Below are 19,225 nucleotides of genomic sequence, written 5' to 3' on the forward strand. Positions count from 1 at the left end.
CCTTTTCAGAACCCAGTTTTACTGCAATCTGTAAAGCTGGCCGGATTTTTGCAGCAATATCCATGCCGCTTTTTAAAAAAGCGTTTTTACACTCTGCAATCAGCCTCACATTTAACAAGGTTGCACAAAGTTGCAACTTAAGTGATATTGCTTGCCAGATCTGTTTTGACTATTTGCAAGGAGTTTTAAGGCATGGGCACAACCACTATGGGCGTTAAGCTGGACGAGGCCACGCGTGACCGCATTCGTCAGGCTGCGGGCCAGATCGATCGCACACCTCACTGGCTGATCAAACAGGCTATTTTTAACTATCTGGAACAGCTGGAGAGAGGCGACGCCCTGCCGGAATTCCCCTTGCAGGCTACGGCTCAGGAGAGCGAAGACGCGCCGGTCGAGGAGCTGCATCAGCCTTTTCTGGAGTTTGCCGAACATATTCTGCCGCAATCGGTAACCCGCTCCGCCATTACCGCCGCGTGGCGTCGCCCGGAGACGGAAGCAGTGCCGATGCTCCTTGAACAGGCACGTCTGCCGCAGCCGCTGGCGCAGCAAACCCAACGTCTTGCCCACAAGCTGGCTTCGGCGCTCAGGCACCAAAAAGGGGCAGGCGGCCGCGCCGGTATGGTGCAATCGCTGCTTCAGGAGTTTTCACTTTCTTCACAGGAAGGCGTTGCGCTGATGTGCCTGGCGGAAGCGCTGCTGCGTATTCCAGATAAGCCAACCCGTGACGCGCTGATCCGCGATAAAATCAGCAACGGCAACTGGCAGTCGCATCTGGGCCGCAGCCCTTCGATGTTTGTTAACGCCGCCACCTGGGGCCTGCTGTTTACCGGCCGCCTGGTCGCCACGCACAACGAGGCGAATTTGTCGCGCTCGCTGAACCGCATCATCGGTAAAAGCGGCGAGCCGCTGATCCGCAAAGGCGTGGATATGGCGATGCGCCTGATGGGCGAGCAGTTTGTCACTGGCGAAACCATCGCGGAAGCGCTGGCGAACGCCCGCAAGCTGGAAGAGAAAGGCTTCCGCTACTCTTACGATATGCTGGGCGAGGCCGCGCTGACGGCGAAAGACGCTGAAGCCTATCTGGTTTCCTATCAGCAGGCGATCCACGCTATCGGTAAAGCCTCCAACGGTCGCGGCATCTATGAAGGGCCGGGCATTTCCATCAAGCTTTCCGCGCTGCATCCGCGCTACAGCCGCGCGCAGTACGAGCGCGTGATGAACGAACTTTACCCCATTTTGAAATCGCTGACGCTGCTGGCACGCTCTTACGACATTGGCATCAACATCGATGCGGAAGAAGCGGATCGCCTGGAGCTGTCGCTGGATCTGCTGGAAAAACTCTGCTTTGAGCCGGAGCTGGAAGGCTGGAACGGCATCGGCTTTGTTATCCAGGCCTATCAGAAGCGCTGCCCGTTTGTGATCGACGCGCTGATCGACATGGCCCAGCGCAGCCGTCGCCGCCTGATGATCCGCCTGGTGAAAGGTGCCTACTGGGACAGCGAGATCAAGCGCGCCCAGATGGACGGCCTGGAAGGCTATCCGGTGTTCACCCGTAAGGTTTACACCGACATCTCTTATCTGGCCTGCGCCCGTAAACTGCTGGCCGTACCGAACCTGATCTATCCGCAGTTCGCGACGCACAACGCGCATACGCTGGCGGTTATCTATCAGATGGCGGGCAATAACTACTACCCTGGTCAGTACGAGTTCCAGTGCCTGCACGGCATGGGCGAACCGCTGTACGAGCAGGTGGTCGGCAAAGTGGCGGATGGCAAGCTTAACCGCCCGTGCCGGATCTATGCACCGGTCGGCACGCACGAAACGCTGCTGGCCTACCTGGTGCGCCGCCTGCTGGAAAACGGTGCCAACACGTCGTTTGTGAACCGCATTGCCGATAACACGCTCCAGATTGAAGATCTGGTCGCCGATCCGGTCGATGAAGTGGAAAAACTGGCCCGCACCGAAGGGGCGATTGGTCTGCCGCATCCGAAGATCCCGCTGCCGCGCGATCTCTATGGCGCAACGCGTCAGAACTCCGCCGGTCTGGATCTGGCTAACGAACACCGCCTGGCTTCGCTCTCCAGCGCCCTGCTGAACAGCGCTATCCAGCCGTGGCACGCCGCGCCGGTTATCGATGGCGAAACGGAAGCCAGCGAACAGCTGCCGGTGCTCAATCCGGCGGAGCCTGCCGATATCGTAGGCTATGTGCGCCACGCTACCGGGAAAGATGTTTCGACCGCGCTGGACGCCGCCGTCAATGCCGGCCCGATTTGGTTCGCCACGCCGCCTGCCGCCCGTGCGGAGATCCTGACCCGTGCCGCCGAGCTGATGGAAGCTCAGCTACAGCGCCTGTTGGGGATCCTGGTGCGTGAGGCCGGAAAGACCTTTAACAACGCTATCGCCGAGGTACGCGAAGCGGTCGACTTCCTGCACTACTATGCAGGCCAGGTTCGCGACGATTTCGATAACGAAACGCACCGTCCGCTTGGCCCGGTGGTTTGCATCAGCCCGTGGAACTTCCCGCTGGCAATCTTTACCGGTCAAATTGCCGCAGCGCTGGCAGCAGGCAACAGCGTGCTGGCCAAGCCTGCCGAGCAGACGCCGCTGGTGGCCGCTGCCGCCGTCGCTATTCTGCATGAAGCGGGCGTGCCGGTTGGTGCCCTACAGCTGCTGCCGGGCCTGGGTGAAACCGTCGGCGCTCAGCTGACCGGCGACGACCGCGTACGCGGCGTGATGTTTACCGGTTCGACTGCCGTAGCAACGCTGCTGCAACGTAACCTGGCCGGTCGACTGGATCCGCAAGGCAGGCCGACGCCGCTGATTGCGGAAACCGGCGGTATGAACACCATGATCGTGGACTCCTCCGCGCTGACGGAACAGGTAGTGGTCGATATCGTGGCTTCCGCCTTTGACAGCGCCGGTCAACGCTGCTCTGCCCTGCGTCTGCTCTGTATTCAGGATGATGTTGCCGACCACACGCTGCAAATGCTGCGCGGCGCGATGGCCGAATGCCGTATGGGCAACCCGGAGCGCCTGTCTACCGATATCGGGCCGGTGATCGACAGCGAAGCGAAAGAAAATATCGAACGCCATATTCAGGCGATGCGCAGCAAAGGCATGAAAGTGTATCAGGCGGCGTTTAACGATAAGCACGACAGCAAAGAGTGGCAGACCGGCACCTTTATTCCGCCAACGCTTATTGAGCTGGAAAACGTCGCCGATCTGGATAAGGAAATTTTCGGGCCGGTGCTGCACGTGGTGCGCTACAACCGCAGCACGCTGCCGAAAATCATTGAGCAGATCAACGCTTCCGGCTACGGCCTGACGCTGGGCGTGCATACCCGTATTGATGAAACCATCAATCAGGTCACCAGCCGCGCCAAAGTCGGCAACCTGTACGTCAACCGCAATATGGTAGGGGCCGTCGTAGGCGTCCAGCCGTTCGGTGGCGAAGGCCTGTCCGGCACCGGCCCGAAAGCGGGCGGCCCGCTCTATCTCTATCGTCTGCTCTCGCATCGCCCGGAAGGCGCGCTGAAGGTTACGCTGGATCGCCAGGACGTCGAGCGTCCGGTTGATGCGGCGCTGCGTCCGGTGCTGCTGACCACTCATCAGGCGCTGACGGAGTGGGCGAAAGACAAGCCGGAGCTGGCTGCGGTCTGCAAACAGTTTGCCGAGCTGGGCCAGAGCGGCACCGTTCGCCTGCTGCCCGGCCCGACGGGCGAACGCAACACCTTTACCCTGCTGCCGCGCGAGCGCGTGGTCTGCCTGGCGGATAACGAGCAGGATGCGCTGGTGCAGCTGGCGGCGGTCACCGCCGTGGGCAGCCGCGCGCTGTGGCAGGATGATGAACTGCATCGCGCGCTGGCGAAGAAACTGCCCACAGCCGTGCAGAGCCGTATCGACTTTGCGGTCGAACCGCTGGCGCAGCATAACGAGTTTGAGGCGGTGATTTACCACGGCGATGCCGATCAGCTCAGAACAGTTTGCGAAACGGTGGCCGCTCGTGAAGGCGCGATTGTTTCCGTCCAGGGCTTTGCCCGCGGCGAAACCAATCTGCTGCTGGAACGCCTGCTGATTGAGCGCTCGCTGAGCGTCAATACCGCAGCAGCAGGCGGCAACGCCAGCCTGATGACCATCGGCTAACGCGCCCGTCGGCCTGTCCGACAGGCTTAAAGCAGCGGATTCCGTACAAGGGGCGAAGCCATTCGCCCTTTTTTCGTTTAGCCGCGCGGCTGACCGGCAAAAGTAGCCGCCTGATGCGTTTAAAGTCATAAGAAAAAGGCCGCTAATAAGCGGCCTTTTTACGCCTGGTATTTTCTGTCAGGCATCAACTTTGACGCGCAGCAGCCGTGGATAGATAAACAGATTTTTGCCGATGCCCCGATTAAGCAACGTCCACACGCCTACCGAACAGCCCGCGCACAGCGCCACCATTACCACCGGGAAAGCTGTCGCCCACAGCATGGAGAACGCTTTGTTAGCGAACAGCTGATGGTGTTCCGCGAACAAAATGGCGGACATGCCAAAGAATTCGATAAAGATGCGGTGCAGCACGTAAATTTGCAGCGTGTTTCTGCCCAGCCAGTTTAGCCAGCCCAGCGTAAAGTAGCGATTCAGCGTCCGGCAGGCGGCGACGGAGATTAAAACAGCGAGCGCACACAGGAACAGGCTATGGGGAATACCGAGCTTAGCGTGGATCAGCGACAGCGCTATCAGCGCGGCCCAGGGCACCAGATTGCTGCGACGCCATTCGCTCCAGCGCAGCAAAGTGCTGCTGTAAAAGGTACCCAGCAGGAAGAAGATCAGATACTGCGCGACGCTTTCCGGTCCCCAGCCTGGGATGATTTTCATGACGGCGGCGTAATTCAGCAAAACCGCAATGGTCATCATCGCAAGCCGCTGCTCGCGGAACAGTTTGGCGAACACAAAAAACAGGCCAAGCGCATAAAGATACCAGGAGGAGCTCATCGCCAGCAGCATTAATTTAACCGACTCCACCGGCGTGGCCGCCCAGGCCGCGTTGGTGTTTTTGGAGAGCTGTTCGCCCATCACCTCATTGGAGACGCCCCGGATCATCAGCCATTGGATCACGCCCCAAAGGAAATAGAGATAGAAAAGATTGGTAACGCGACTGGTAAAAACCTGCTTCCATGGACGGTTAATAATGCCGTTGGTCGCCAGCAGGCCAGAGACAAAGAAAAAGGCGGGCATCCTCAGCGGCGAAAGATAATTATTAAAGGCCAGCCATAATTTAGCAGGCATAAAGCCAGCAACCAGATGGCCAATCATTTCGGCATAGCCTGGCAGGACAACATGATATAAAACCACGAGTAAAATGCAGAGGCCTTTTAAACTGTTTATCCAGGCAATATCCTGCTTTTGAGTCGTATTCATTATATTACTCCGACCGTCATAAACTGGGATAACATGAGGTAGCGATACCTCCCCGTAGCCGAGATATTTAATATTATCTGGCCCTGACCGTACGCTGACAAATATATACAATGTGGCTGCTGCTGGCCCTGAATACTTAGTCATGCCCGGCATCATGCATATTCAGAACATTCCTCTTCTCGCGAAGCGAATTTACCTTACCCTGGAAATTTGCAATAAGTTAATAAATTATTCCTCTTTTAAGAGACTGACGTCTTAAGGAACTTCTCCAAAACGAAGGCGGGTAAGGGAAAGCACAGGCGGGAGAGCTGTTTACGCAGGAAGAACGGCTATTTTATAACGAAGCGGCATGAAAGATATTTAAGAAAAAGCTTATTCAGCTGGCGCGCTGAAAATTGCCGGAATTAACCGGCAATTTTACAGGGTTATTGCGAAAGAAACTTTTCCAGGAACTGACGGGTGCGCGGGTGTTCGGGATGGCTGAACAGCGCTTTTGCGCTGCCCTGCTCTACAATGCGTCCCTGATCCATAAAGATGGCGCGATCGGCAACGTCACGTGCAAAGCTCATCTCATGCGTGACGATAACCATAGTGCGCTTCTCCTGCGCCAGCGCCTTGATGGTATTGAGCACTTCGCCTACCAGCTCGGGATCCAGCGCGGAGGTCGGCTCATCGAACAGGATCACCTCCGGGCGCATCGCCAGCGCACGGGCGATAGCCACGCGCTGCTGCTGGCCGCCGGAAAGCCGACGCGGATAGCTCTCTTCCCTGCCCGCCAGTCCCACCTTCTCCAGCAGCTGACGCGCACGCGCCACCGCTTCGGCTTTTGGTTCGCCTTTCACGATGGTTGGCCCTTCAATGATGTTTTCCAGCACCGAACGATGGGGAAACAGATTAAAGTTCTGGAAAACAAAGCCTACCTGCTGGCGCAGACGGCGTACCTGCTCTTTCTGACGGTTCATGCCGGCGGCGGCATCAATACGGATATTGCCCACTTTAATGGTGCCGCTGTCCGGGGTTTCCAGCAGATTGATGCTGCGCAGCAGCGTGGTTTTGCCCGAGCCGCTTGGGCCGATTATCGCCACCACTTCGCCCGAAGCGACCTCCAGATCGATATCGTGCAGCACCGTGTGGCCGTTAAATTTCTTCACCAGCCCGCTGACTTCAATGGCGCTCATTTTGCCTCCCGATCCTGGCGGTTAACGTGGTTTTCCAGCCTGCTTTGCAGCATGGAGAGTAAAGTCGCCATCACCCAGTAAATCAACGAAGCCGCCAGATACATGGTAAAAACTTCCAGCGTGCGCGAGGTGATCAGCTGCGCCTGGCGGAACAGCTCCGGCACCTGAATGGTGGCGGCCAGCGAGGTATCTTTCACCAGGCTGATAAAGCTGTTGCCTAACGGCGGCAGCGCGGTACGGGCGGCCTGCGGCAGAATAACCCGGCGCAGCGTCTGCCAGCGCGTCATGCCGATACTGGCCGCCGCTTCCCACTGGCCGCGCTCGATGGCGGCGATAGCACCGCGCAGCGATTCGGAAGCGTAGGCCGCCGTATTCAGCGACAGGCCAATCATGGCGGAAGGGATGGGATCCAGCTCAATGCCGAACTGCGGCAGGCCGTAGTAGATCATAAACAGCTGGGCGATCAGCGGCGTGCCGCGAAATATCGACACGTAGAAACGCGACAGCCAGGCTATGGGCCAGAAGTGGGAAAGACGCATCATCGCCAGCACAAAGCCCAGCAGCAGCCCGAAGAACATGCCGCCGATGCTGAGCTGGAGGGTGAAAAGCGCGCCTTTCAGTAAAAATGGTGCTGAATCCAGCACCAGTTGTAAACTTTCCTGCATTATTTAGTTACGTCCACGCCAAACCATTTGTCGGAAATCTTAGCCAGCGAACCGTCTTTCTGCATGTCCGCAATGGCTTTATCGACCGCCGCCAGCATTTCCGGGTTGTCTTTGCGCAGCGCCACGCCCGCTTCCTGACGAGAGAAGGCCGGGCCGGCTACCGCCAGCGTTTTACCGGTTTTCTTCACCAGATCCAGCGCGGCCAGACGGTCAACCAGGATCGCATCAATTCGGCCAACGCGCAGATCCTGATATTTAGTTGGATCGTCGTCATAAGTACGGATATCGACGTTCTTCACGTTTTCACGCAGCCACTGCTCGTAGTTGGTGCCCAGTCCCAGCCCCACTTTTTTGCCGCTGAGATCGGCAGGCTTAGTGATGCTGTCGGCCTTATCGGCTTTGGTCAGCGCCTGGATACCGGAAACGGTATAAGGCGTAGAGAAGTCATACTTCTTTTTGCGCTCGTCGGAGATGGTGACCTGGTTGATCACCACATCGATGCGCTTTGAGTCCAGCGAGGCCAACATGCCGTCCCACTTGGTCGGTTTCAGGCTGGCCTTGACGCCCAGATGCTGTGCCAGGGCGTTGGCGAAATCGACCTCAAAACCGGCCAGTTTGCCGTTTTCGTCCTGGAAGCTGAATGGCGGATAGGTTCCTTCCAGGCCCACCAGCAGCGTGCCGCGTTCTTTTACTTTATTCAGCAGGTTTTCCGGGGCAGCAGTAGCCTTGGTGGCAACGCCAGCCACCAGCGCCAGCGACATCATTCCCGTTACCAGTTGGCGACGAACCAGAGAAAAATTCATAAGCGCTCCATGTTGAGATGCAGATTAATAGTGTGTAGTCAGCTTTCTTTCCGAAGGCCTGCGGATCACCGCAGAGGATGATAAGCAAACAGCGCCGGCGAACCACCCGTGTGAACGAACAGTAGCGGGCCTTCGCGGCGAAAACGCTTTTGTGCGATGCCGTCAATCAATCCGGCCATTACCTTGCCAGTATAGACCGGGTCCAGAAATATCCCTTCAAGCCTGGCCAACAGTTTGATCGCCTCCGTGCCCTCTTCGCTCGGCATCCCGTAGCCCGGCGCGAAATAGTCGTCCCAGAGCGTCACGGGCGCCTGCGCTGTTAGCTCAAGCTGCGCGGCGAGCGCCTGTTGAATAGCGACCACTTTAGGCTGCTGTTCAGCAACGCTGCGCGAAACGGTTACGCCAACCAGCTCGGTGTCCGGCAGCAGCTGCTCCAGTCCTACGGCGAGACCGGCATGGGTTCCGGCACTGCCGGAGGCAACAACGACAGCGGCAAAATCTACCACGCCTTCGCTCTGATGAGCAATTTCCTGAGCACATTCTACGTATCCCAGCGCGCCCAGCGCGTTGGAGCCGCCAACCGGCACTACATAAGGCCGAAAGCCCTGCGCTTCCAGCCGCGTGCATTGTTCAGCCAGCTGCGCGGCGGGATCGTGCAGCGCATCGACCATCACCACTTCCACATCCATCAGATCCAGCAGCAGGCGATTGCCGTTAGTGGCGTAATTTTCAAGATGGGTAATGCCCGGATTTTCCAGCAGCGCCACGCACTTCAGGCCCAGCTTTGCGGCCACGGCGGCGGTTTGACGGACATGGTTAGACTGGATAGCGCCGGCGGTCAGCAGCACGTCCGCGCCCTGGCGCAGCGCATCCGCCGCCAGGAACTCAAGCTTGCGCAGTTTGTTGCCGCCCAGGGCTACGGGCGTGAAGTCGTCGCGTTTGATAAAAATATCGCGCCCCAGATAGTCGGAAAGACGAGGCAGATGCTCAAGCGGCGTCGGCGCGCCAAGCAGTTCCAGCCGGGGAAATGAGTGTAAAAGATGTAAGGACAACGTAGCCTCCACAGCAGCAAAAAGTCATCCTTACTGTTGCGAAGGCAAGGATAACATATTGAAAAAAAATGGTTTTAAGCCAATACCACACACTGACTATATAAAAAAAACCCGCTTCCAGGCGGGCTTGTATATTATAAGCTATCAGGGATCGCAAAGCGCTAACGCTCTCCTCTCAACAGTCCAGGTCCAGGTGAAAGCAAAGCGCTAACGCTCTCCTCTCAGCAGTCCGAGTCCAAGTGAAAGCAGGTATCCCAAAACAAAGAAGCCGACAAAGCCAACTGTTTTCATTACACCACCCTCCAGCAGAAACAACGACAAAAAAGCAGCTATTGAGCAAAGTCCGGTAATCATGGCCTCAAGAAAATGAGAAGCGCCCCAGCTGGCAATTTTGCCCAATTTACTTAGCGAGGATTTTGCAGAGTTCATGCTGAACCGCCTTACAAATCATTGGGCTACTGTTGATATATTTCAGATAAGGTTCAAGCGCAGGCTCGACCAAAAAATAAACCATATCAAGATTTTCATCAGATGCCAGGTTCTGATTACGCCGTCATACATCCCAGAAGGTACTGACGAGATACCCTCAACTACCCCACGGGCAATAGATTTTGCATCCATACATTTTCCCTTTCGTCCAATAAACCGTGTCAAGAATAACTAACAGGGATAGCTATTTCTATCCGTAAGGTATTTCAGCTCCTTAAAGAATAATAATTTTTTTAACGTATAGTTTTAATTTAAAAAACTAATCGCCCCTGCATATTCTCCCTCTTGAAATTTCATTCAAATTGCGAAAAACAGCAATAACTGTATTCTTTTCCGTATGTTGCATTTTATACGATACTTCCCCAATATTTTCTGGAAAAAAGTGAAACTGGCTTCAACTTTTCACTTTGCGATCGGTACAGTAGCCCTTGGGCGCGAGTTGTCAGTGCGTTGGTTGATGAATGAGTATGGCTATGCGCGTACTAAAAATTATTTTCCCGCAATGCAATGCCAAAGCAATCATACGGAAGACTAACCGCAAGCATCCCGAACCGTCAGATATTTATTGCCAGTGCTCTGACGTGGAATGCGACCACACTTTCGTGACGAATCAGTCGTTTTCGCATACGCTCAGCCCAGCGCGCGCCGGTAACGACCTGCTGAAAAAAAACTGATTGGGCTGATTACGCCGGAAGAACGGCAGATGGCGTTAGATTTGTTACAAGCCAGATAGCGGACACCCCGCAAACGCGGGGTTTTTTATGCGCTTATGCAGGCTGCAATCTGTGCAGCACTGACAGATCGATACGCTGCCGTGCACGCCATAAATCGTGATCGCGCTGCATTGCCAACCACACGTCAGCAGAACCACCCAGGACGGCTGCAAGTCTTAGCGCCATCTCAGGAGATATGTCAGACTTACTCACAATTAACCGCTGAACCGTTGAGGGTGCAACGTGCAGCGCCGATGCAAGCTGACGTGCGCTCAGCCCGAGCGATTCCATAGACTCGCGGATTAGCCCCCCAGGATGAGGGGGATTAAACATTCTGCCCATCAGTGGTAGTCCTCCATATTAATGATAAATACATCACCGTCTGTAAATTCAAAGGTTATTCGCCAGTTGCCTGTTACCGTCACAGACCAGATCCCCGCCCGATCCCCTCGCAGGGGATGCAGGTTAAAACCGGCAATATCAACGTCATCAATGATTTTAGCGTTATCCAGTGCAGACAAGCGAAACGCGATTTTGTCAGCGTTGCGTGAATCAATCCCAGCCGTTGAGCCAGTTTCAAAAAATTTCTTCAGCCCCTTATGCTTAAAACTCCTGATCACGTTAATCACTCCCTGTGTTGCGTTATGCGCATAATAACACCGCCGATGCGCGGTGCGCAACACGCATTGCTTTTAGGGAGCAATTTTCAGATGTTCAACTGATGTTCAACTGATGTTGCATCAGGCATTGGTTCACAGTTGTTTAGCCCGGCGCGAATAATCGTGAGATCTACCCACTGCCAGGCATGTTCACACGGCTGGCGGAGATTAGCGAATGCTCGGGTGAGGATCCGATTAGAAGATCTGGCTCACTGCCTGTACTGATCCAGGAGATGTCATTTAGCAAAGATGAAATCGCCGCCCTGTTCAATACGCTGGCCGGTGATGCGCGCCTGGTGGCTCTGGTAGCACTCAGTGCAGTCGGGCGCCGGACAGAAGTTGTCACTTTAAAACGGTCGCAGATTGTTAACTGTCGCGTCATGTATTTGAAAACCAAAAACGGTAAACGGCGTGCGGTTCCGATTTCGGCAGAGCCAGAACACAACATGATGTCGACAGCCAGCACCAGCTTGTTTAATGTCGATTGCAGAAAATTCTGTGGGGTGCGCAAACAAATTAAACCCGATATCCCGCCAGGCCAATCACTCCACATATTGCGGCATATATTTACTGGTCACGTCATGATGAACGAGGGAAATATCATGTTTTACAGCAAATGTGTGGGCTCGCAAGCATAGCGCTGACGATGAGTTATGCGCATATAGCTTTGAGATCGGGAAAATACCATCGCGCTGGGGCCGTTGGCTGGCAGATTAACAGTTCAGGACTGCTGATACTGTAAATTCAGGGCAGCGATATTGCGCTGCCCTGATGTCCACGTCATGCCCACATTCAGACATGTCAGAAACCGTTACAAACCGCTGTAACTTTTTCAGAGGTATTTTTTTTATAAGTTTATTTTGTAAGCCTTTACTTAACCAATCCCTTAACAACGCAGGAAAAGTTATTACGGTTTTACAAAACATAGCTAAAAGGTAACGTAAAAGAGGCTGTCGTCCCAATCTAATTGCGCTGCCAGCCTAAAAACTGATCGTATTTGCGCAGGGCGATGCGGTAATTATTGTTGCCCGCATCGGGAAGATCGTTTTCCAGACATTCGTGCCAGCTGTTGCCGGCCAATCTTTCCGCCGGAAAATTACGGGCCGACAGCATCCCGTCAAGGCGACGCAGGCGAACAACATATTCGCGGATCGTGCTGTGGCTCATCTCGGTCTGCTCAAACAGATACTGTTTAAACGCCATGATGTCAAAATAGGTAGGATTCGTATTGCAGTAAATATCACTGCAAAAACGACACAGCGCGGTCAGCTCAAGCTGGAGCTTTGACCAGACCTGGTCGTCAATCGGCTGGTCCATGCGGGCGATCGCCTCTTTATTGATGATCTGCCCGCGGAAAACCAACGCCATACGGTCGAGAACTTTACTACAGTGTGAACAGTTAGTCTGGCTGTGCTTAAAATCTTTCAAATAGCGGCTCAGCGGCCTCATTTTAATTTTGGATCCCATTTGGAGTCCCCGGTTGGTGTTGAGAGTGCAAAACTGACTCCGTCAGCGCGCTCCCGTTAACCGGGCGCGCAGGCGTTTTATCGCCTGACTGTGCAGCTGGCTGACACGGGATTCCCCGACCTCCAGCACTGCGCCAATCTCTTTCAGATTCAGCTCTTCCTGGTAATAAAGCGTCAGCACCATTTTTTCGCGTTCGGGCAGCGCCTCGATCGCTTCAATGACGCGTTCGCGCAGATTCCCTTCCATTAACTGGTGTAGCGGGTTAGCCTCTTCGTGGCCTTCCGTCACCAGCTCCGCGCTGTCGCCATGTTCCTCACGATATTCGTCGTAAGAGAACAGCTGGCTATTATTGGTATCCAGCAGGATCTGCCGGTACTCTTCTAATGACACGTCAAGCTGTGCCGCGACTTCCTGCTCGCTGGCCGGCCTTCCAAGACTTTGTTCGACGCGATGCATGGCGGTGGCGACTTCGCGCGCGTTACGACGCACGCTGCGAGGCGCCCAGTCACGGCTACGTAATTCATCCAGCATCGCGCCACGTATGCGCTGTACGGCATAGGTAGTAAATGCCGTGCCCTGCAGCGCATCGTAACGTTCGACTGCATTCAGCAGCCCAATGCCACCCGCCTGCAGGAGGTCGTCCAGTTCAACACTGGCTGGCAACCTGACCTGTAAGCGCAGCGCCTCATGACGCACCAGCGGCACATAGCGCTGCCACAGCGAGTTTTTATCCATCACGCCACCGACGGTATATAGATCGTTCACTATGACTATCCTGCGTTAGTTAAGTTATCGGCATGATTATCTGTTTCTGTAGTGCGGATTGATTGGAGGAATAGCGGTAAAAAAGGCGGGTTATTTCATTTTTGTGGAAAAAAGCGGCGTCGGGCACCGCTTTTTACGGAAAGCTAACGCAACCTTAGCAGTCTCTGCCGTGTCGCTGTGGGCACCTGCTCCCATAATGCACAGGTTTTACCGGCAAGATCCTGATAAGCAGTGCTTAACTCTTCATCGGCGGGCAGACTGTGCCGGAAAGAGACTTTGCCCGTCTCGCCGTCGATCAGCAGCAGATGGCTGGCGAACAGCCGTTGCAGATCGCTACGCAGAAACAGCCCGTTATCCACGTTATTGTCTTTCAGAAAACCGCTTTCGTTCTCTTCCGTCACAATATGGCAGGCCTCTACCCACGGGTAGCTGGCATTTTCATGCACTTTGGTGCCGGTGATCACGCAGGCGCCGTAGCGTTCACGCACCGCCGTGTTGAAAGACTGCTGGCTGATGCGCTGCCAGAGACGCGCTTTGACGCGGCGCCCTACCTGCGTGCCGGGCATTACGCCTGCCGTAGGCGGCAGCAGCGGCGAGCTGAGCACCACCAGGAACTGGAGCTGTCTCGCATATTCAAAACAGGGCCGCGTCTGGCTGTCGTACAGCTGCCAGTACTCGTCTTCCTCATCGGTGCGCAGCAGGCTGAGCGTAAAACCACGCTGTGCCATCAGGCTTTGCGCCATAATCGAGGCCGGATCCAGCATCGCCACCACCTTGCTCTCGCCCATCACCTTCCAGACGTTCCACGGTGCGGGTGCGGGCGGGCGACGAAAATAGAGAAAGCTCTCCTGTTTTTGCAGGTAGTGCTCAAAGCGCTGCAAATAGTTTTTACGTTCGTTGTCGTTAGAGATAAAAAGCACATCCTCCAGCGCGCCGTGGATATCCCTGCTGGCGAAAATCGCCCGGATAATCCAGTTCTTGCTGGAGGTAGAAGGACTGAGTAATCCATGAGGGGTTAGCGATTTATCCTCAGGGTATTTCTGGCCATAGCGTTCGGCAATTTCATCGAACGGCAACAGTTCGCCAGGCAGCAGGTCGTAATTGAAGCGCATGTCACACTCCGCAAGAGGATCAAAATGAATTGTTATAAAAAAGAGTTATCGGCCTGGCGCATTTTTTCTCCAGTGCCGCAAGGGCAAAACCTGAGTGTGATAACAAAATAAGCGGCTTTTGGATACGGGCCAGACGGCAAGTTTCAGGCAAAAAAAACAGGCGAGATAAAAAGACCCGCTTCGCCAGAAAAGCGAAGCGTGCCAGAGAAGCAGAAGTGAATAACGCAGAAAACGGTTAGCTAACCAGGCTGGCGCTAATGGCATAACGCTTTTTCAGCGTAGCCAGCTCTTTTTTCAATGCCTCGGTCGATACCACAGGAATTTTCGGCGGCAGGCAGCCATGCTTTTCCTGGAAGTACGTCGCAGCGACCAGGCTTATGGCCCGGGAAGAGAGCTTGCCGGAAATCGTTGACTGCTGCGGGCTCCAGCCTTCATCGCCCAGATACTGGCCTGAATTATCCAAATCCGGGAAATAGTGATAGGACGGATGCAGTCCCGCTTTAATAACGGCATAGGTGTGGTCGAGATGCTCCACGGCGTTATAGTAAATTTCATCCATCAGCCCGACTTTTTCCAGGCAGGCTCTGGAGTAATAGCAGAATGCGCCCACGCAGGCCGGATACAGCGGCATAACAAAATCGCCGTAATCCATAATATAGCAAGGACGCGGCGTACCGTCCGGCTGCACATTTTTATCGCCATGCTGGCTAAAATTAAAATGTTGAATGCCGGTGCGGGCAGATAATTCGATATAACGGGCAAAAACGGACGGATCCTTAACGAAAATATCATCTTCGATCAGAAAGAAATGGTCGACTTCCTGAGCCTGAAGATAGCGCAGCGCAATATTTTTGCTGCGGCCAACGCCCTGATTCACTTCGTTATGGTGAAGATGGCAATCCAGCTCGCCGAGTTCGGGATAATAAGCGCCGTCGTTAACCACGACTAACGCGTCGATAATATCGCGAGGCAGCGACTGATAAAGTTTTATCAGTCCGGCTTTACGATTATAGGTCACGATGCCTACGCCAATTTTTTTTCCGCCAATCATCCTGCCCCCTTGCGAGCCGTACTTTTTAATTAGAGCGGGCTGACCAGGCGCTCCCGGTCAGCCATAAAAATCACCTGAAACTAGCCTCGCGGCAGCCAGGCGTTCTGCCAGTCCGTCAGGCCTTCGTCACGCAGCATCCAGTCGCGGAATACGCCGGCGCGCAGCGCGTCGCCCCTGGCCGCCAGCGCGTCCATATCGGCCAGATGTTCGCGAATGGCGTTCATCCAGTCTTTGTAGCGGTTGGTTACGCGGGTGACCGGCAGATCGCAGCGGTAAGGCTCAATATCGGTACAGATCACCGGCACGCCGCAGGCGCCAAGCTCCAGCAGACGCAGGTTACTTTTACACTCGTTAAAGAAGTTCATCTCCAGCGGCACCAGCGCCAGATCCAGGTTCAGCGTCGCCAGCTTTTCGGGATAAAACTCGAACGGCACGCCGTAGTGGAATTCGCACTTCACGTTCTGCGGCTTCATGCCCATAAAGACCCACTCGACCTCGTTTTCCAGCTCTTTCATAAAGGGCAGAAGGATTTCCAGGTCGCCGGTATGGCTGCTGCCGCCCGCCCAGCCGACGCGCGGCTTTTTCCCCTGACGACGCAGGCTGTTAAGCGCGGCCCACTGATCGTCCAGGCGGTTCTGCGCCACGCGAATGTCGTGATGGAACGGCGCATAGGCTTCGGCCAGCGGCACGGTGGAGACCACCAGCCAGTCCGCCTGCTCTACCGAACGGCGCAGCTGGCGCACGATATCCTTCGGCAGCTGCTTGCGGAAGACGCTTTTCAGCGGCAGGTTTGGAATGTAGTCATCATATTCCATAATGATTTTGGTGTTGCTGACCTGACGATACTGCTTCACGCGCTCGGGGATGGAGACGTCGGTCACCAGCTCCAGCAGCAGCGTATCGGGCTGAATCTCCGCCACCTCCATCACCGCAGGCAGGCCGTGCGTCAGGCCGCCTTCCAGTATCAGATTGCCTTCCAGCGCCTTAAACGGCTTGATCACGCGATAGTTGCCGCAGCCGGTCAGATTTTTATGACAGGCCATCATTACCGGCAGCGGTCGGCCCGGCAGCGGCTGCTGATAGCGCGACTGACGCGTGCCCAGCTGGAAGTTGCCGCCAACCTTGGTGAGCTGACGGTTATAGCTGACATCCACGCTGAGCTGGCCGCGCCATTTTTCACGCAGCGTATCGAACATCTCCGGCCCGACATGGGACGCAATGCCGACTCCTTCGCCCAGCACGCGGGTTGCGCCGCCCATATGCAGCAGACGCGCGTAAGGCGTCCATACGGTGAGATAGCCGCTGGCACGCGCCTTCAGCGCAAAATCCACGTCGCCCAGGTAGACCGGGAACTCATCGACGCTGAAGCCGCCCAGCTCGACAAAGACCTCTTTCGGCACCATCATGCAGGCCGCGCTGACGGCGGTCACGTTCAGGATCGATTGCAGGCGCTGCATATAGCCGGTGTTATCCACGCTGACGCCGTCGTAAACCGGCGAGACGCCGAGGCCCACGCCCGCGACGATGCCGGCATGCTGGATGCGCCCGTCGTGGTATTCCAGCCGCGCGCCCACAATGCCCACTTCGGGACGCGTGGCGTGTTCGACCATCGCCGACAGCCACTCGCCCTCAACGATTTCGGTATCGTTATTTAAAAACAGCAGCAGATCGCCGCGCGCCTGCTCGGCGGCAAAATTATTGATCGCGGAGAAGCTGAACGCCTGCGGCCAGCGCAGCACGCGCAGCTGAGCGATATTCAGCGCCTCAAGCTGCGCCAGATAGTCACAGGTCGCCTCGTCCTGAGAATTGTTGTCCACGATCAGCAGTTCATAATGTGGCCACTGCGTTTTTTCCATCAGGCTTTCGATGCAGCGGCGCAGCAGCGGCAGGCGATCGCGCGTCGGGATGACAATGGAAACCAGCGGCTGCTGCTGATGAGTAAAGCGTACGCGATGCAGCCCCGGTAGCAGGCCCGGCTCGACCACGGCGGGCAGATTGCAGCGCGCCAGATGCGCAGCGGTCACGGCCGCGCTTTCCGCCACGATTTCCGGCAGCTGTAGCCAGCTTTCCGCCGTTTCCGGCACCAGCATCAGCGCGTCGGCGATATGGCCGATGGACTGCGCGCCGCGGGTTTCAATAAATTTCCACGCCAGATCGATGCCGCCCAGGCGCGTAAAACCAGCGTCGAAACCGCCCGCCTCACGCGCGGCCGCGACGTTAATCAGCATCTGTTCGCCAATATAGGGCTGGCTGCGCAGTAGATCGATATTCAGATCGGGTTTAAACAGGCTTTCGGCGGCCAGCAGGGTTTCGCCCGTGACGCTGTCGCAGTACCAGAGCGCGGCGTCAGGCTGGCGCAGACGGTGCTCGGCAAAGACCAGCAGCGCCCACGGCATCAGCTCGCTGCCGGCGGTGACCAGCAGCAAGGAATCGGCCTGCGTCTGGCTGAACAGCCCGGCCAGCTGCTGGCTGTCGCGCACTTTTTCCACCAGGGCCGGCTGTAGATACTGAGCCTCCAGCGAGGCAAGCGTCTTCTCAACGGCGGCGCTGTCGCCGTGCGGATCGAGGATCGCCAGGCCGATATTGCCGGTTTCCGGCATCTGGTTAATAAAGGAGAGCAGCACGCTGATGCGCGCTTCGGAAGGCTGGCGCGTTTTCAGCCAGCTTTCCAGCACGCGGGATTTTTCGGCGTCGTCGGCAATCACCTTGCGGTGCAGCGTCAGGCTGGCGGCTTCGGCTTCGGTAACCTGCAGCCTGTCCGCTTTCGGCAAGCGGGCCAGCACGGCTTCGATCTGCGCGCTGAGCGACCACTGCCGGAAAGCTTCTTCGCGGAAGTCCTGCGTCCACTGCCAGGCATCGGCATAAGGCTCAACGATATCCTGTACCCACTCTTCAGGGCTTTGATGCGGTGCACTGCCGTAATCGGCAAGGAAATGCGAATCCAGCCCCGCTTCCAGCGTTTCGCCGTTTACATAGCCCGCGCCGGAAACCGTATCGGTAAGATAAACAGGGACACCGGCAGCCAGCGCCTGGACCACCGGACGAGTCTGTGCCATCACCAGCTGATAGGTGGAAAGGAACTCAGGCGTCAGCTCAACCTCGCGACGTCGGGCGTTGATATGGTCAAGGCTGATGCCCTTCGCGGCCAGCAGCGTCCGCAGCTCGCCAATGGCGTCATTTTGTTCTTCAGAGATCAGCAAAATGCGCGACAGCGGCGGCATAGCCTGCGGCTGTACCTGAGCGAAGCTGTCGCTAACGGAAAGAGGAAATATATGGAGTTTGCGTTGATCGATGCCTTTCAGCGCGAGTTTCGCATAGGAGATGGCGGAAACGGCCAGGCTGTAGGCCGCCAGTTTGTTTTCCAGCGCCGCGCCATAGGGCAGGTCCTGGTCCGCATAGGCGTAGTAGTGCTGAAAAACGCAAACGCCAGATATTTCGCCTTTCTGCAGAGCCGAGATCATTTTCAGACTCATGTAGCCCTGGCAAATCCAGATCAAATCGTAGTGGGCCGCCAGCGGATGCTCATCTTCCATAAAGCACTGCACGTTGCCGCTTTGCTGCAACGCCTTCAGCCGCCGTAAATAGGTGCCTTCCACCAGTCGCGTGACCAGGTCAATCTGCCAGCCCTGCGCGTGAAAATGCTCGACCACATCCATCAGGGTCGTTTCTGTATCAGTTAGCCGGTTAAGTTGATCAATAGTAATTAAAAGACGATTCATACTTTTTCTCCGCGCCATCTTATGTGGGCAAGACAGAAAAAACCCGGCCGTAGCCGGGTCGACGAAACGTGTCGTGCGAGATTACTGCAGCAGAGACAGAACGCCCTGTGGAACCTGGTTGGCTTTTGACAGCACGGAGGTACCAGCCTGCTGAAGGA

At 55.9% G+C, this 19,225-nt stretch carries 16 protein-coding genes and 1 pseudogene; 3 read left to right on the forward strand and 14 right to left on the reverse strand.

The window, feature by feature from the left end; genetic code table 11:
• Positions 1-192: 192 nt before the first annotated feature.
• On the forward strand, positions 193-4,143 hold the full coding sequence (putA, locus tag AB3U87_RS01785; protein WP_394148193.1) for a trifunctional transcriptional regulator/proline dehydrogenase/L-glutamate gamma-semialdehyde dehydrogenase: 3,951 nt from the start codon (positions 193-195) through the stop codon (positions 4,141-4,143).
• Between the two features lie 177 nt (positions 4,144-4,320).
• Here the strand turns inward: putA and AB3U87_RS01790 are convergent, their stop codons facing one another.
• The 6 genes from AB3U87_RS01790 to AB3U87_RS01815 form a co-directional block, all read right to left on the reverse strand.
• Positions 4,321-5,394, reverse strand: coding sequence for an acyltransferase family protein (locus tag AB3U87_RS01790; protein WP_301729415.1), 1,074 nt, complete (start codon positions 5,392-5,394; stop codon positions 4,321-4,323).
• Positions 5,395-5,819: 425 nt separating this feature from the next.
• A complete protein-coding gene (tcyN, locus tag AB3U87_RS01795; RefSeq protein ID WP_394148195.1) occupies positions 5,820-6,572 on the reverse strand; it encodes an L-cystine ABC transporter ATP-binding protein TcyN in 753 nt (250 codons plus the stop codon).
• On the reverse strand, positions 6,569-7,237 hold the full coding sequence (gene tcyL / locus AB3U87_RS01800) for a cystine ABC transporter permease (RefSeq protein ID WP_253460535.1): 669 nt from the start codon (positions 7,235-7,237) through the stop codon (positions 6,569-6,571). Before tcyL ends, tcyN begins: the two co-directional genes overlap by 4 nt.
• The gene (gene tcyJ / locus AB3U87_RS01805; protein WP_125290927.1) at positions 7,237-8,040 is read right to left on the reverse strand and encodes a cystine ABC transporter substrate-binding protein; all 804 of its coding nucleotides are present in this window, start codon (positions 8,038-8,040) and stop codon (positions 7,237-7,239) included. Before tcyJ ends, tcyL begins: the two co-directional genes overlap by 1 nt.
• 65 nt (positions 8,041-8,105) lie before the next feature.
• Positions 8,106-9,092, reverse strand: coding sequence for a D-cysteine desulfhydrase (locus tag AB3U87_RS01810; RefSeq protein ID WP_253460532.1), 987 nt, complete (start codon positions 9,090-9,092; stop codon positions 8,106-8,108).
• A gap of 207 nt (positions 9,093-9,299) precedes the next feature.
• Positions 9,300-9,521 (reverse strand): hypothetical protein, encoded by a 222-nt coding sequence (locus AB3U87_RS01815; RefSeq protein WP_301253397.1) that lies wholly within the window; start codon positions 9,519-9,521, stop codon positions 9,300-9,302.
• A 533-nt stretch (positions 9,522-10,054) separates the two neighbouring features.
• Here AB3U87_RS01815 and AB3U87_RS01820 point away from each other — a divergent pair.
• Positions 10,055-10,314: pseudogene (locus AB3U87_RS01820) on the forward strand (Ogr/Delta-like zinc finger protein).
• 34 nt (positions 10,315-10,348) lie between these two features.
• Here the strand turns inward: AB3U87_RS01820 and AB3U87_RS01825 are convergent.
• Together AB3U87_RS01825 and AB3U87_RS01830 are read right to left on the reverse strand one after the other, a co-directional pair.
• Entirely contained in the window at positions 10,349-10,636 is a 288-nt protein-coding gene (locus AB3U87_RS01825; protein WP_253460526.1) for a HigA family addiction module antitoxin, read from the reverse strand.
• A complete protein-coding gene (locus tag AB3U87_RS01830; RefSeq protein ID WP_253460523.1) occupies positions 10,636-10,914 on the reverse strand; it encodes a type II toxin-antitoxin system RelE/ParE family toxin in 279 nt (92 codons plus the stop codon). Before AB3U87_RS01830 ends, AB3U87_RS01825 begins: the two co-directional genes overlap by 1 nt.
• Before the next feature lie 272 nt (positions 10,915-11,186).
• Between AB3U87_RS01830 and AB3U87_RS01835 the strand changes: the two genes are divergently transcribed.
• The gene (locus AB3U87_RS01835; protein ID WP_301253398.1) at positions 11,187-11,591 is read left to right on the forward strand and encodes a site-specific integrase; all 405 of its coding nucleotides are present in this window, start codon (positions 11,187-11,189) and stop codon (positions 11,589-11,591) included.
• Between the two features lie 325 nt (positions 11,592-11,916).
• On the opposite strand, the gene fliZ is transcribed toward AB3U87_RS01835, so the two are convergent.
• From fliZ to AB3U87_RS01865, 6 genes are all read right to left on the reverse strand, one after another.
• Complete coding sequence (fliZ, locus tag AB3U87_RS01840) at positions 11,917-12,420, reverse strand: flagella biosynthesis regulatory protein FliZ (RefSeq protein ID WP_253460520.1); 504 nt, start codon at positions 12,418-12,420, stop codon at positions 11,917-11,919.
• Between the two features lie 42 nt (positions 12,421-12,462).
• Complete coding sequence (locus AB3U87_RS01845; protein ID WP_253460517.1) at positions 12,463-13,185, reverse strand: RNA polymerase sigma factor FliA; 723 nt, start codon at positions 13,183-13,185, stop codon at positions 12,463-12,465.
• 143 nt (positions 13,186-13,328) lie between these two features.
• The gene (locus tag AB3U87_RS01850) at positions 13,329-14,297 is read right to left on the reverse strand and encodes an HNH endonuclease signature motif containing protein (RefSeq protein WP_394148199.1); all 969 of its coding nucleotides are present in this window, start codon (positions 14,295-14,297) and stop codon (positions 13,329-13,331) included.
• Between the two features lie 235 nt (positions 14,298-14,532).
• Positions 14,533-15,348, reverse strand: a complete 816-nt coding sequence (locus AB3U87_RS01855; protein WP_253460512.1) for a glycosyltransferase family 2 protein — start codon at positions 15,346-15,348, stop codon at positions 14,533-14,535.
• A gap of 80 nt (positions 15,349-15,428) precedes the next feature.
• Positions 15,429-19,067 carry a glycosyltransferase gene (locus tag AB3U87_RS01860; RefSeq protein ID WP_394148201.1) on the reverse strand — a complete coding sequence of 1,213 codons (3,639 nt, stop codon included), beginning with the start codon at positions 19,065-19,067 and terminating at the stop codon, positions 15,429-15,431.
• 81 nt (positions 19,068-19,148) lie between these two features.
• The coding region (locus tag AB3U87_RS01865) for a flagellin (RefSeq protein ID WP_394148208.1) at positions 19,149-19,225 on the reverse strand (77 nt) is incomplete at its 5' end.

The sequence above is a fragment of the Erwinia plantamica genome (assembly GCF_043420595.1).
Taxonomy (GTDB): domain Bacteria; phylum Pseudomonadota; class Gammaproteobacteria; order Enterobacterales; family Enterobacteriaceae; genus Erwinia; species Erwinia aeris.